Annotated in this window: 11 protein-coding genes; 2 read left to right on the plus strand and 9 right to left on the minus strand. The window is 66.6% G+C overall.

What is annotated here, in order from left to right:
- Nucleotides 1-35: 35 nt before the first annotated feature.
- The 3 genes from FHR73_RS06545 to FHR73_RS06555 all read right to left on the minus strand — a co-directional run bounded on the left by FHR73_RS06545 (nucleotide 36) and on the right by FHR73_RS06555 (nucleotide 3,014).
- Nucleotides 36-440 (minus strand): hypothetical protein, encoded by a 405-nt coding sequence (locus FHR73_RS06545; protein ID WP_183630098.1) that lies wholly within the window; start codon nucleotides 438-440, stop codon nucleotides 36-38.
- Between the two features lie 69 nt (nucleotides 441-509).
- Entirely contained in the window at nucleotides 510-1,844 is a 1,335-nt protein-coding gene (locus tag FHR73_RS06550) for a dicarboxylate/amino acid:cation symporter (RefSeq protein ID WP_183630099.1), read from the minus strand.
- Nucleotides 1,845-1,955: 111 nt separating this feature from the next.
- Entirely contained in the window at nucleotides 1,956-3,014 is a 1,059-nt protein-coding gene (locus tag FHR73_RS06555; protein ID WP_183630100.1) for a tartrate dehydrogenase, read from the minus strand.
- A gap of 124 nt (nucleotides 3,015-3,138) precedes the next feature.
- On the opposite strand from FHR73_RS06555, the gene FHR73_RS06560 reads away from it, so the two are divergent.
- Nucleotides 3,139-4,062 carry a LysR family transcriptional regulator gene (locus FHR73_RS06560; protein WP_183630101.1) on the plus strand — a complete coding sequence of 308 codons (924 nt, stop codon included), beginning with the start codon at nucleotides 3,139-3,141 and terminating at the stop codon, nucleotides 4,060-4,062.
- 6 nt (nucleotides 4,063-4,068) lie between these two features.
- On the opposite strand, the gene FHR73_RS06565 is transcribed toward FHR73_RS06560, so the two are convergent.
- The 6 genes from FHR73_RS06565 to hmgA all read right to left on the minus strand — a co-directional run bounded on the left by FHR73_RS06565 (nucleotide 4,069) and on the right by hmgA (nucleotide 11,071).
- On the minus strand, nucleotides 4,069-5,205 hold the full coding sequence (locus FHR73_RS06565; RefSeq protein WP_183630102.1) for a glycerate kinase: 1,137 nt from the start codon (nucleotides 5,203-5,205) through the stop codon (nucleotides 4,069-4,071).
- 81 nt (nucleotides 5,206-5,286) lie between these two features.
- Nucleotides 5,287-6,381, minus strand: coding sequence for a sugar diacid recognition domain-containing protein (locus FHR73_RS06570; protein ID WP_183630103.1), 1,095 nt, complete (start codon nucleotides 6,379-6,381; stop codon nucleotides 5,287-5,289).
- Between the two features lie 93 nt (nucleotides 6,382-6,474).
- Nucleotides 6,475-7,554 (minus strand): 4-hydroxyphenylpyruvate dioxygenase, encoded by a 1,080-nt coding sequence (hppD, locus tag FHR73_RS06575; RefSeq protein ID WP_183630104.1) that lies wholly within the window; start codon nucleotides 7,552-7,554, stop codon nucleotides 6,475-6,477.
- A gap of 137 nt (nucleotides 7,555-7,691) precedes the next feature.
- Nucleotides 7,692-8,330, minus strand: a complete 639-nt coding sequence (gene maiA, locus FHR73_RS06580) for a maleylacetoacetate isomerase (RefSeq protein ID WP_183630105.1) — start codon at nucleotides 8,328-8,330, stop codon at nucleotides 7,692-7,694.
- A gap of 123 nt (nucleotides 8,331-8,453) precedes the next feature.
- Nucleotides 8,454-9,752, minus strand: a complete 1,299-nt coding sequence (fahA, locus tag FHR73_RS06585; protein WP_183630106.1) for a fumarylacetoacetase — start codon at nucleotides 9,750-9,752, stop codon at nucleotides 8,454-8,456.
- Nucleotides 9,749-11,071 carry a homogentisate 1,2-dioxygenase gene (gene hmgA / locus FHR73_RS06590; protein WP_183630107.1) on the minus strand — a complete coding sequence of 441 codons (1,323 nt, stop codon included), beginning with the start codon at nucleotides 11,069-11,071 and terminating at the stop codon, nucleotides 9,749-9,751. The genes fahA and hmgA overlap by 4 nt, the downstream gene beginning before the upstream one ends.
- Nucleotides 11,072-11,170: 99 nt before the next feature.
- Here hmgA and FHR73_RS06595 point away from each other — a divergent pair, with 99 nt between their 5' ends.
- Complete coding sequence (locus tag FHR73_RS06595) at nucleotides 11,171-11,944, plus strand: IclR family transcriptional regulator (protein WP_183630108.1); 774 nt, start codon at nucleotides 11,171-11,173, stop codon at nucleotides 11,942-11,944.
- Nucleotides 11,945-12,088 lie beyond the last annotated feature (144 nt).

The following is a 12,088-nucleotide window of genomic DNA, read 5'->3' on the forward strand; positions in this document are numbered from 1 at the left end:
ATCAGCTCATCTGGTGAGCCGATTGGCCGGTTCACCTAACGCCACTCGCACCCCGCCACCCGGTTGCAACTGGTGCGGGCGCGGTCGCCCTGGGACGTGGAGAAGCGACTGATGACGTTCCAGCCCAGCTGCCGGGTGCGGCCCAGCCAGAGATTACCGTCGCTGGTCAGGCCGCTGAAGAACTGCAGCCGTCCCAGGCGGGTGCTGGTCTGCGCCCAGGAGCGACCAGAGACCGCATCGTAGCCACGCATCAGGGTGTCGTTGCCCTGCACCGCCACCCCGTACCAGCCACCCTGCCCGTCCTGGCAGCGCAGCACGAAGGCGCTGCGCACACAGATGTTGGCCGGTTTGAGACTGGGAATGGCCGCCTGGACGGCAGGCACTGTCAGCAGCAGGGCCGCGGTCAGCAGGCCGGTACGCAGGATCGCAGACGAGGTCATCGCGGCAGTCGGTCGGAAGCGGGATCGCCAGCATGAGGCATATCCCGCCAACCGACCAGCAATAGAGGGCTAGAGCGCCTTGCGACCCAGGGCGGACAGGCCCGGCTCAGCCATCGCCGCACGTTCCTGTACCTCCGCCTCAAAAGCGGGATTTGCCTTGCCATCCAGCGCGGTCTTTAGGCGAGCCATGTCCAGCGCTCCGACCCAGCGTGCGATGACGAGGGTCGCTACGCCATTGCCTATGGTATTGGTGATGGCCCGGGCCTCCGACATGAAGCGGTCTACGCCCAGCAGCAGCACCATGCCGGCCACCGGGATGGTGCCAAGACTGGCGAGGGTCGCCGCCAGGGTGATGAAACCGGAACCGGTGACGCCGGCCGAACCCTTGGAGGTGAGCATCAACACAGCCATGATGATGAGCTGGTCGGTCAGACTCAGCGGCGTGTTGGTGGCCTGGGCGATGAAGGTCGCGGCGGCGGTGTAGTAGATGGCCTGGCCGTCCGGGTTGAAGGTCAGGCCGGAGGGGATGACCATGCCGGCCACCGGCTTCGAACAGCCGGCGTTTTCCATCTTGCGGATCATCTGCGGCAGCACCGACTCCGACGAACTGGTGCCCAGCACGGTAAACAGCTCTTCCTTGAGGTACCTGAGCAGCTTCCACAGGCTGAAGCCGGCGACTCGACAGATCGGTCCCAGCACCAAAGCAACGAACAGGATGCAGGTCACATAGAAGCAGGCCATCAGCTTGCCCAAGGAGAACAGCGAACCGAAGCCATACTTGCCGATGGTGAAGGCAATGGCGCCAAAGGCCCCCAGCGGCGCCAGACGCATCACGATGTTGACGATGCCGAACATGCCGTGCATCAGACTGTCGAGCGTGCGGATGATTGGCTTGCCCTTGTCGCCACAGCGTGCCAGGGCCACGCCGAGCAGGATGGAGAACAGCAGGATCTGCAGGATGTTGCCCTTGGCGAAGGCATCCCCGAGGGTGTTGGGGATGATCTGCATCATGAAGGCGATGAAGGATTCATGCTTGGCGGCCTCGGTGTAGCTGGCGATGGCGGAGCTGTCGAGGGTGGCTGGATCGATGTTCATGCCAGCGCCGGGCTTGAAGGTATCGACCACTACCAGCCCGACGATCAGCGCCAGGGTCGAGACCACCTCGAAGTAGATGAAGGCGCGGATGCCCACCCGGCCCAGCTCCTTCATGTCGTTCATCTTGGCGATACCGGTGACCACGGTAAGGAAGATCACCGGCGCGAGCAGCATCTTGATCAGCTTGATGAAGGCATCGCCGATGGGTTTGAGCGAGGTGGCGAAGTCCGGGTAAAAGACGCCGAGCAAGGCGCCGGCAATAACCGCGATGACAACCTGGACGTAGAGTTTTCCGAGTAGGCGCTTCATGGGATATCCATTGTTGTTCTTGTAATGGAAGCGACCGCGCCGGCGGGCGGTCGCCCGTGAAAGTGCTGAGGCCTTCCCACCCGCTAGCTCGCCGCGGGTGGGAACGCCGAGCTAGCGGGCGATCAGCTCCAGCACGGCGTCGGTGACCTGGCGCGTGGTGGCCGTACCGCCCAGGTCTGGCGTGTGCAGGCCGCTGGCGGTGACCTCCTCGATGGCCCGCATCAGGTGGGCACTGGCCTCGCGCTCGCCAAGGTGGTCGAGCATCAGCGCCGCGGTCCAGAAGGTAGCGATGGGGTTGGCGACGCCCTTGCCGGTGATGTCGAAGGCTGAGCCGTGGATGGGCTCGAACATCGACGGAAAACTCCGATCGGGATTGAGATTGGCGGTAGGCGCGATACCCAGGCTGCCGGAAAGCGCTGCGGCCAGGTCAGAGAGGATGTCAGCGTGGAGGTTGGTGGCGACAATCACGTCCAGGTTGCTCGGCTTGAGCACCATGGTGGTGGTCACTGCATCCACCAGTTCGCGGGTGGTGCGCACGTCCGGATAATCCTTCGCCACCTCGGCGAACACCTCGTCCCACAACACCATGCCGTGGCGTTGGGCGTTGGACTTGGTCACCAGGGTCAGGTGCTTGGCCGGCCGGCTGCGGGCCAGTTCGAAGGCGAATCTATGGATACGCTCGACGCCGACGCGGGTGAAGGTGGAGACCTCGGTGGCTACCTCGATGGGCAGCCCCTGGTGGACCCGACCACCGCTGCCGGAGTATTCGCCTTCGGAATTCTCCCGCACGATCACCCAGTCAATGGCCTGGCCGTTGGTCAGCGGGCTTTTAACCCCGGGTAACACCCGCGCCGGCCGCACGTTGGCGTATTGGTCGAAGCCCTGGCAGATCGGCAGCCGCAGGCCCCAGAGGGAAATATGATCCGGCACCTTCTGGCTTCCTACCGCGCCGAAAAAGATGGCATCGGCCTGCTTGATCTCGTCCAGCCCCCCTTCCGGGATGTAGTGACCATGCTCGAGGTAGTACTCCGAATCCCAGGGGTAGTGGCTGACATCAAAGGCGAAACTGCCCAGGCGCCTGGCCAGGCCTTCGAGGACCTCAAGGCCGGCGGCAATGACTTCGACCCCGATACCGTCTCCGGGAATGGCTGCGATCTTGTAGTTCTTCATGGCTGGGCCCTGTGCTCTGGTTCGTTGGGTGAGACGCCGACTGGCAGCGCTGGGCCGAGTATAGGTAGTGAAACCTGAGCTAAGATTCACCTGAACTCATCACTTACGTGAACTGAGGTTGATAATGAGTCGCCCCCAGGATTTGACCTTTTTTCACCAACTGGCCCAGCAGGGCAACCTGGCCGCCACGGCACGCGAGCTGGGCATCACGCCCTCTGCAATCAGTAAACGACTGACCGCACTGGAAAAACGGTTAGGCGTTCGGCTCGTCAACCGGACCACTCGCTCCCTGGGTCTCACGCCCGAGGGCGAGCTTTATTTCCGCCATGCCGGGCGCATTCTCGGTGACATCGAAGCAGTGGAAGACATGGTCGCCAGTCGCCGGAGCCAGCCCAAAGGCCTGCTGAGGATCAACGCTTCCCTGGGCTTTGGTAGACGCTACATAGGCCCGGCGCTGGCAGCCTTCATCGACCGCTACCCGGAGGTGGAGACTCAACTGCTGCTCAGCGACCATCCCATGGAACTGGCTGCCCACGGGCTGGACCTGGGCATCCGCTTCGGCGTGGCCCCGGACGCGGGCTATCACGCCCGACGCATTGCCAGCAATCGCCGCTTGCTCTGCGCCTCACCGCTTTATCTGGAGCGCTACGGTGCACCGCAACGGTTGCAGGATCTGGCAACGCACAACTGCATCTTCCTGCGACAGAACGACAGCATCCACGGCGTCTGGGAGTTTCTCGAAGGGTCGCGCACCCGCAGCATCAAGGTCCGCAGCAACCTGAGCTGCAACGATGGTGAGGTGGCGTTGAACTGGGCACTCGAGGGCCGCGGCATCCTGCTTCGGGCGGAATGGGACATCGCCCGCTACGTGCGTAGCGGGCGGCTGCGTCGGGTTCTGGAGGACGCCAGACCGCCTTCGGCAGATGTTTATGCGGTCTATTCCGAACACCATCACCTATCGGCCAAGGTGCGCCACTTCATCGACTTCCTGGTGGAACGCTTCCAGCGTATCGACCACCTCGAAGAGCCGGCCAGCGAAGTCGATTGATCGATCTCAGCTCTGCGCCGCCTGCCACAGCCGACCGATATCGCGGGCGGTGCGTTCCAGCAGCCCTTCGGCCTGGGCCAGGGCCTCTTCCAGGCTGAGCGGGCCCGGTACCAGGCTGAAGGCGGCGGCGAGGCCCTGTTGATAGAGGGCGTCGTAGCCTTCGCCCAGCGAGCCGGCCACGGCCACCACCGGCACGCCGTGGCGCTGGGCCAGGCGCAGTACGCCTGCCGGGGTCTTGCCCCTCAGGGTCTGGCCGTCCAGCCGCCCTTCCCCGGTCACCGCCAGATCGGCGCCCTGCAGGGCTTCTTCCAGACCCACCAGTTCCGCGACCACCTCGATGCCGGGACGAAAGGTGGCCTGCAGAAAGGCCAGAGCGGCGAAGCCGACGCCACCGGCGGCGCCGGCTCCCGGTTGCTCGCTGACATCACGGCCCAGGGTCGTGGCGGTGACCGTGGCGAAATGCGCCAGGGCCGCGTCCAGCTCCCGCACCTGCTCGGGTGAGGCGCCCTTCTGCGGGCCGAAGATCTGGCTGGCGCCCTGGGGACCACAGAGCGGATTGTCGACGTCGGCGGCGATGACCACCTCCACCGCCGCCAGGCGCGGATGCAGGCCCGTCACGTCCAGGCTGGCCAAGGAGGCCAGCGCCGCACCGCCCGGTGCCAGCGCCTGGCCCTGCCCGTCCAGCAGCCGGACGCCAAGGGCCTGGAGCACGCCCGCGCCGCCGTCATTGGTGGCACTGCCGCCGATGGCCAGCACCAGGCGCTCGGCACCGGCGTCCAGCGCGGCGTGCAGGAGTTCGCCCGTGCCGCGGGAAGTGGCGACCAGCACGTCGCGCCGGGTTCTGGAGACCAGCTCCAGGCCGCTGGCACTGGCCATCTCGACGAAGGCGGTACGCTGCTCGGCCAGCCAGCCCCAGCGGGCGGTCACCGGCTCGCCCAGGGGACCGGTCACCCGCGCCTCGCGCACCTCGCCGCCGGTCGCGGCCAGTACGGCATCCAGGGTGCCTTCTCCGCCGTCGCCCAGCGGGCACTCGATGACCTCAGCCTCGGGCAGGGCCTGACGCAGGCCACGGGCCAGGGCGCGGGCGACACCGGCAGCGGACAGACTTTCCTTGAAGGAATCAGGGGCGACGACGATTTTCATGGGCGATTCTCCGTTGTTATGCGCCGAGTGTTTCCCGGTTCAGCCGGCGCCACAACAGGACAAAAGCCCAGCTTGGTGAGGTCAGGGCTGTGGAATCGCCCAGTCCTGATCCAGCAACAGCAGCGCGCAGTACAACTCGGCGGCCTCGGCGAAACGCCGCGGATCCCGGCCGGTCAGCGCCTGGATCCGTTCCAGTCGATGCCGCAGGCCATTGCGATGCAGGCCCAGCACCTCGGCGCAGGCCTGGGGGCTGGCGTCCTGGGCGAACCAGCTGCGCAGCGTCGCCAGCAGCTGGCCGTCCCGGTCAGCCTGGCGCAGGCGCAGCAGCGGCTCCAGCAACCAGGTACCGTGCGAGCGCTGGGCCTGACCCTGGAGCCAGGTAGGCAGGGCCAGGTGGTCCTGCGCCACCCGGACGAGATCAGGGCGCAGGCGTCGGGCCACCGCCAGCAGATCCACGGCCCGCTGGCTCGTCTCGGCCAGCCCCGTCCAGGGTCGGGCCTCGGGGATCCAGGCACTGCGCCGCAACGACCAGCCCTGCCCCGGCAGCTCCGCCAGCAGCGCCTCGGGCGCTTCCGCGCCGGGCCGATACCAGAGCCACTGCCCTTCTTCGCGCGGCAGGCACCAGCTGTGCGCTAGCCGCTGCTGCGCCCAGTCGCCAAAGCCCGGCGCAGGCACGGCGAATTCGAGCAGCAGGACATCCCGTGGCAACTCCGGCCGCAAGCCGAGGAGACTGGCGTGGCGCCCCAGTTCGGGCGCGGCGCCCGGTGCGAGCAGCTGACGCAGCAAGGGTGCGGTCATGCGGCTGGTCACGGGCGGCTGGCCGGCGGCCTGCTCGATGAGCATTTCCGCGGTCAGGCGCAGGAGCTCGGCGGGCAGGCGCAACTGCTCGGCGTCCTCCCCGGACACGCCAAGCACGCCCACCAGCTCACCCGCGCGATACAACGGCAGATTGATACCGGCCTGGGCGCCGGCCAGCCGTGCGGCGGCGACGGCATCCAGCGCCACGGCACGGCCCTCGGCGATGACCTGGCGCGCGCCGGCATGGCGGGTGAACAGCCGCGCGGGATCGCCCGAGCCGATGATCAGCCCGGCCGCATCCATGACATTGACGTTGCCGGGCAGGATACGCATGGCGCGTTCGACGATTTCCTGCGCCAGGGTCTGACTCAGCTCCATGGCTACCTCGGAGGTTGAAGGACGCCGGCATGGCGCGCCGTCACCTTAGAGGCGCCTCCACCGCTGGGCAAGCCAGTGGAGCTACGGGAGAGGCTACTCCGAGGTGCTCAGTACCCCACGCCGCACCTGGTCGCGCTCGATGGATTCGAAGAGCGCCTTGAAGTTGCCCTCGCCAAAACCGGTGTCGCCCTTGCGCTGGATGAATTCGAAGAACACCGGCCCCAGCAGGGTCTGGGAAAAGATCTGCAACAGCAGGCGGCGCTCGCCACCTTCGGAGCTACCGTCAAGGAGGATACCGCGGGCCTTCAGCTGCTCCACCGGTTCGCCATGGTTGGGCACCCGCCCTTCGAGCATCTCGTAGTAGGTCTCCGGCGGCGCGGTCATGAAGCGGGTGCCACAGGCTTTGAGCCGATCCCAGGTGGCGACCAGGTCGTCGGTGAGAAAGGCCACGTGCTGGATACCCTCGCCGTTGAACTGCATGAGGAATTCCTCGATCTGCCCGGCGCCGCGGGAGGATTCCTCGTTGAGCGGGATGCGCACCAGGCCATCCGGTGCGGTCATGGCCTTGGAGGTCAGACCGGTGTACTCGCCCTTGATGTCGAAGTAGCGCAACTCGCGGAAATTGAACAGTCGCTCGTAGAAGTCGGCCCAGTAGGCCATGCGCCCGCGATAGACGTTGTGGGTCAGGTGATCGATCACCTTGAGACCAGCCCCCACCGGCTTGCGCTCGACCCCGTCTAGGAAGACGAAGTCGATGTCGTAGATGGAGCTGCCCTCCTCGTAGCGATCGATGAGGTACAGCGGCGCGCCGCCGATGCCCCTGATCGCCGGCAGGCGCAATTCCATCGGTCCGGTGGGCATTTCCACCGCCTGGGCGCCCAGCTCCAGCGCCTTGGCATAGGCGTGGTGGGAGTCGCGGCAACGGAAGGCCATGCCGCAGACCGAAGGACCATGTTCGGCGGCGAAATAGGCCGCATGGCCGGTCTTCTCGCGATTGACGATGGCGTTGATATCGCCCTGGCGGAACAGCACCACATCCTTGGATCGGTGGTTGGCAACGTGGCTGAAGCCGAGACTTTCCAGCACGGGTTCGATGACGTTGGGCGTGGGCGAGGCGAATTCGATGAACTCGAAACCCATGAGACCCATGGGATTTTCAAACAGATCGGCCATGACTGGCTCCTTGACGGGTAACGTGACGGACGTTGTCGGTAACGCGGGCTAGCAGCCCGTCAAGGGCGGCGCGCAGGAAATGCCGCGCACGCTGCGGGCGAGGAAGTCACCCAGGAGCAGCTGACAGCCCAGGCGTTTCACGGGGCCACCTGTGCCGGGGTATCCGGCTGAGCCTCGGGGCGCGCCTGCTGAAAGGCCGGATGCGCGGCGGCCTGGGCCTCCACCCGCAGGAGGCGCGGATAGGGCGACAGGTCCACCTGGAAACGCCGCGCCGCATAGAGCTGGGGCAGCAGGTAGACGTCCGCCAGCCCCACGTCGCCGAAGCAGAAGCCCGCGGGCCCTATCTGCGTCTCCACCGCCGCCAGGCCCTCGCCGATCCAGTGCGAGATCCAGTCGAGGATGGCCGGCTCTTCCAGGCCCAGACCGCGCAGGCGGTTGAGCACCGAGACGTTGTGCAGCGGATGAACATCACAGGCGATCAGGGCGGCGACACCCCGATGACGGGCGCGCAGCAGCGGCTCGGCTGGCAGTAGCGGAACCGCAGGATAGCGTTCTTCCAGGTATTCGAGGATGGCGGGCGACTGGCTCAGCACCTCGCCGCTGTCGAGGCGCAGGCTGGGCAGTCGTCCCTGGGCATTGAGCGCGCGATAGGCCGGCTGACGCTGCTCGCCGGCCAGCAGATTGACCGGTACGGCATGGTAGTCCAACCCCTTCAGCGCCAGCGCCAGGCGGACCCGATAGGCCGAGGTCGAACGGTAATAGGTGAAGAGGTCCATCGACACTGCCCCGCGCTTGCCTGTCGGCTTCTTATTATGCGTAAGTTCATTACGTTAAAAGGAATCTGCACCTGCCCAGGGGCCTTGTCAACGGCGCTCAGGTCGGTAGCGATCCACGTCGCCCTAGCCCGCCGCCAGCACCTGGCCGCGACATTCGCCAAAGCCGATCGCGGGCAGCCCGGGCCGCTGACAGCGCGCTCTGAGAGTGACCTCATCACCGTCTTCCAGAAAGGTACGGGTCTCGCCGCCTGGCAGCTGCAGCGGCTGCTTGCCGCCCTGGGTGAGCTCCAGCAGGCTGCCGCAACTGTCGGCATCCGGCCCGGACAGGGTGCCCGAACCAAAGAAGTCGCCGGGCTGCAGGGCGCAGCCATTGACGGTGTGATGGGCCACCATCTGCGCCACCGTCCAGTACATGTTCAGGGTATTGCTCAGGGCGATCCGCTGGGCGGGCAGCCCCTGCTCCACCATGCGCGGCGTGCGCAACAGCACCTCCAGTTCGATGTCCAGCGCGCCCTGGGCCTGGTCGCGTTCGTCGTACAGATAGGCCAGGGGCTGGGGATCCCCGGCGGGCCGCGCCGGCTGCGCCTGGCGATAGGGCGCCAGGGCTTCCGCGGTCACTACCCAGGGCGACAGGGTGCTGGCGAAACTCTTCGACAGGAAGGGTCCCAGGGGCTGGTATTCCCAGGCCTGGATATCCCGCGCCGACCAGTCGTTGAGCAGGCAGAAACCGGCGATATGCTCCGCCGCGTCACCGATGGCGATGGACTCGCCCTGGGCATTGCCCGGACCGATCCAGATGCCCAGCTCCAGCTCGTAATCCAGCCGCCGGCACGGCCCGAACACGGGCGCCTCCTGCCCGGGCGGCAGCGTCTGCCCCTTGGGTCGCTTGAACGCCTCGCCAGACACGCCAAGGGTCGAGGCGCGGCCATGGTAGGCGATGGGCACGTGCTTGTAGTTGGGCAGCAGCGGATTGTCCGGGCGGAACAGCCGACCGATCTGGGTGGCGTGGTGGATGCCGACATAGAAGTCGGTGTAGTCACCGACCCGCGCAGGCAGGTGCATCCGGCAGGCGCTCTGCGGTGCCAGCAGATACTCGGCCAGCTCCTCGAGCTGCTCGCGCTGCGGATGGTCGGCGCGCAGCAACGCCTGCAGCGCCTGGCGCAAGGCGACCCGCGCCGGCCGGCCGGCGGCGAAGAAGGTATTCAGCGTCTCCTGGGCGGCCAGTTCGGCGGCCCGCTGGGCCTCGCCACGGAACAGCCCGGCTTCGAGGGCGAAGCCCAGGTCGAGGATGAAGTCACCCACGGCCACGCCCCCGCGGGACGTCTCCTCGCCGCGACTGAACACACCCATCGGCAGGTTGTGCAGGGAGAAATCCGCATGGCCGTTGGCCGAGGCCACCCAGCTGGGCAATTCGTGGGTCATGCCGATTCTCCCGCGCCAGGCGCGACAAAGGTGTTGGTGAGGCCCGCCCAGCAGGCGTCGTAGTCGGGCTGCAGCAGCGGCGAGGCCAGGGCGTGACGGGTCGGTCGCAGGACGCGCCCGGTTTCGAACATGAAGGCCATGGTGTTCTCGATCCTGTGCGGCCGCAATTCGGCGGCGATGGCGTTCTGGGTGGAAACATGGTCCGGGCCATGGGCACTCATGCAGCCGTGCAGGGAGGCGCCACCCGGCGCGAAGCCATCGGCCTTGGCGTCGTAGGCGCCCTGGATCAGGCCCATGAATTCGTTCATCAGGTTGCGGTGGAACCAGGGCGGTCTGAAGGTGTTTTCCGCGACCATCCAGCGCGGCGGAAAGATCACGAAGTCGATGTTGGCCACCCCCTCGCTGGCGCCCGGGGCGGTCAGCACGGTGAAGATCGACGGATCCGGATGATCGAAACTCACCGTGCCGAGGGTGTTGAAGCGGCGCAGGTCGTATTTGTAGGGCACGTTGTTGCCGTGCCAGGCGACCACGTCCAGCGGCGAGTGATCCAGCTCGGTCTCCCAGAGTTCGCCGAGGAATTTCTGCACCAGCCGGGTGGGTGCCTCCATATCCTCGAAGCGGGCCACGGGTGCCTGGAAGTCTCGCGGATTGGCCAGACCGTTGCTGCCGATCGGCCCCAGCTCGGGCAGCCGCAGGGATCGCCCGTGGTTTTCGCAGACATAACCCCGTATCGGCTCGCCCGCTACCACCTCGACCCGGAATTTCAGGCCGCGTGGAATCACGGCGACCTCCAGCGGTTCGAGGCGCAGCAGGCCCAACTCGGTCACCAGCTCCAGGCGTCCCTGCTCCGGCACGATCAGCAATTCCCCGTCGGCGTCGTAGAAGACGGCGGTCATGCTGGCATTGGCGGCATAGCGATAGAGGCTGACGCCTTCGGCCTGGTCGGCTGCGGCGGTGGCGACGATCCGCTCCAGCCCGCCGAGAAAATCCGTAGCGGCGGCCGGGATCGGCAAGGGATTCCAGCGCAGGCGATTGGGCGTGGGCGCGCCCAGTTCGGCGCCGGTCAACTGGCCGGTGCAGCGCTCGAAGCGGCCATGGGCGGCCGATGGCCGAAGCCGATACAGCCAGGAGCGTCGGGCCTCGTGGCGCGGCACGGTAAAGGCCGTGCCGGAGAGTTGCTCGGCATAGAGGCCGAAGGGCGCGCGTTGCGGCGAATTCTGCCCGATCGGCAGGGCACCCGGCAGGGCCTCGGTACTGAAATGATTGCCAAAGCCGGCCTGGTAGGTCACGGGCGGTGCTGCTTGTTCTTGTCTGTTCACCTGGGCCACCCATTATGCGTAATAGGTTTACGCAAAAAGTAAATTGAACCCAGGAGAGCGTCAAGCTATAACGCTGCCTTTCCCCGCGCGATCGAACCGATGACAGACATCCCCGAAGCAGCGCCTCCCCGGCGACAGAAGGTGCAGGCAGCCGAGGTCGGTACCGACATCCTCAAGGCCCTCGCCGAGCTGGCGCCGTCCACGTCCCTGTCGCGCCTGGCCAGCCATCTGGACATGCCCGCCAGCAAGGTGCACCGCTACCTGCAGGCGCTGATCGCCAGCGGATTCGCCGAACAGGATCCACGGACCAATCACTACGGACTCGGTCAGGCCGCCCTCTTCGTCGGCCTGGCCGCCCTGGGCCGGCTGGATGTGGTGAAGCTGGCGGCGCCGGTGCTGGCCGACCTGCGCGACGAGGTCGGCGAGACCTGCTTTCTGGCGGTCTGGGGCAACAAGGGGCCGACGGTGGTGCTGGTGGAACAGGCGCTGCGCGCCGTCACCCTGGTGACCCAGGTCGGCTCGGTGCTGCCGCTGCTGGGCTCCTCCACGGGCCTGGTATTCAACACCTTTTTGCCGGATGTCGAGACCGCGGCGTTGCGCGCGGGAGAACTGCACCGAGCGGATGCGCCGACCGCGGCGGATCTGGCGGAAGGCGCACGCCAGCTGCGGGAAACCCTCGTCCAGCCGGTGCATGGCCTGCTGATGGCGGGCGTCAATGCACTGTCCGCGCCGCTGTTCGGAGCCGGCGGCCGGCTGGCCGGGGTGCTGACCCTGGTCGGCGCCGCGCCGGGTTTCCAGGCCGAGGTCGAAGGCGCCGCCGCAAGCCGTCTGCACGCCGCCGCCCAGGCCATCAGCAGGCGGCTGGGCGGGTAGCGCGGAAAAAGCAGAGTTCAGAACCGCCGTCAGGAGCGCCGATGGTCGCGGCAGCGCTCCGCTCGATCCTTTCCAGCCTCCATTCGGCTAAAGGATCCCCCAGACTGGCCGTTTGCCATTAAGCTTACTGTTAGCGCGTTTATC

The sequence above is a fragment of the Pseudomonas sp. AS2.8 genome (assembly GCF_014190935.1).
Classification (GTDB): Bacteria; Pseudomonadota; Gammaproteobacteria; order Pseudomonadales; family Pseudomonadaceae; genus Chryseomonas.

Bases quoted from the DNA above. Each gene is read 5' to 3' on its own strand.
- FHR73_RS06545 (WP_183630098.1), bottom strand. From the start codon at position 440: ATGACCTCGTCTGCGATCCTGCGTACCGGCCTGCTGACCGCGGCCCTG.
- FHR73_RS06550 (WP_183630099.1), bottom strand. From the start codon at position 1,844: ATGAAGCGCCTACTCGGAAAACTCTACGTCCAGGTTGTCATCGCGGTT.
- FHR73_RS06555 (WP_183630100.1), bottom strand. From the start codon at position 3,014: ATGAAGAACTACAAGATCGCAGCCATTCCCGGAGACGGTATCGGGGTC.
- FHR73_RS06560 (WP_183630101.1), top strand. From the start codon at position 3,139: ATGAGTCGCCCCCAGGATTTGACCTTTTTTCACCAACTGGCCCAGCAG.
- FHR73_RS06565 (WP_183630102.1), bottom strand. From the start codon at position 5,205: ATGAAAATCGTCGTCGCCCCTGATTCCTTCAAGGAAAGTCTGTCCGCT.
- FHR73_RS06570 (WP_183630103.1), bottom strand. From the start codon at position 6,381: ATGGAGCTGAGTCAGACCCTGGCGCAGGAAATCGTCGAACGCGCCATG.
- hppD (WP_183630104.1), bottom strand. From the start codon at position 7,554: ATGGCCGATCTGTTTGAAAATCCCATGGGTCTCATGGGTTTCGAGTTC.
- maiA (WP_183630105.1), bottom strand. From the start codon at position 8,330: ATGGACCTCTTCACCTATTACCGTTCGACCTCGGCCTATCGGGTCCGC.
- fahA (WP_183630106.1), bottom strand. From the start codon at position 9,752: ATGACCCACGAATTGCCCAGCTGGGTGGCCTCGGCCAACGGCCATGCG.
- FHR73_RS06595 (WP_183630108.1), top strand. From the start codon at position 11,171: ATGACAGACATCCCCGAAGCAGCGCCTCCCCGGCGACAGAAGGTGCAG.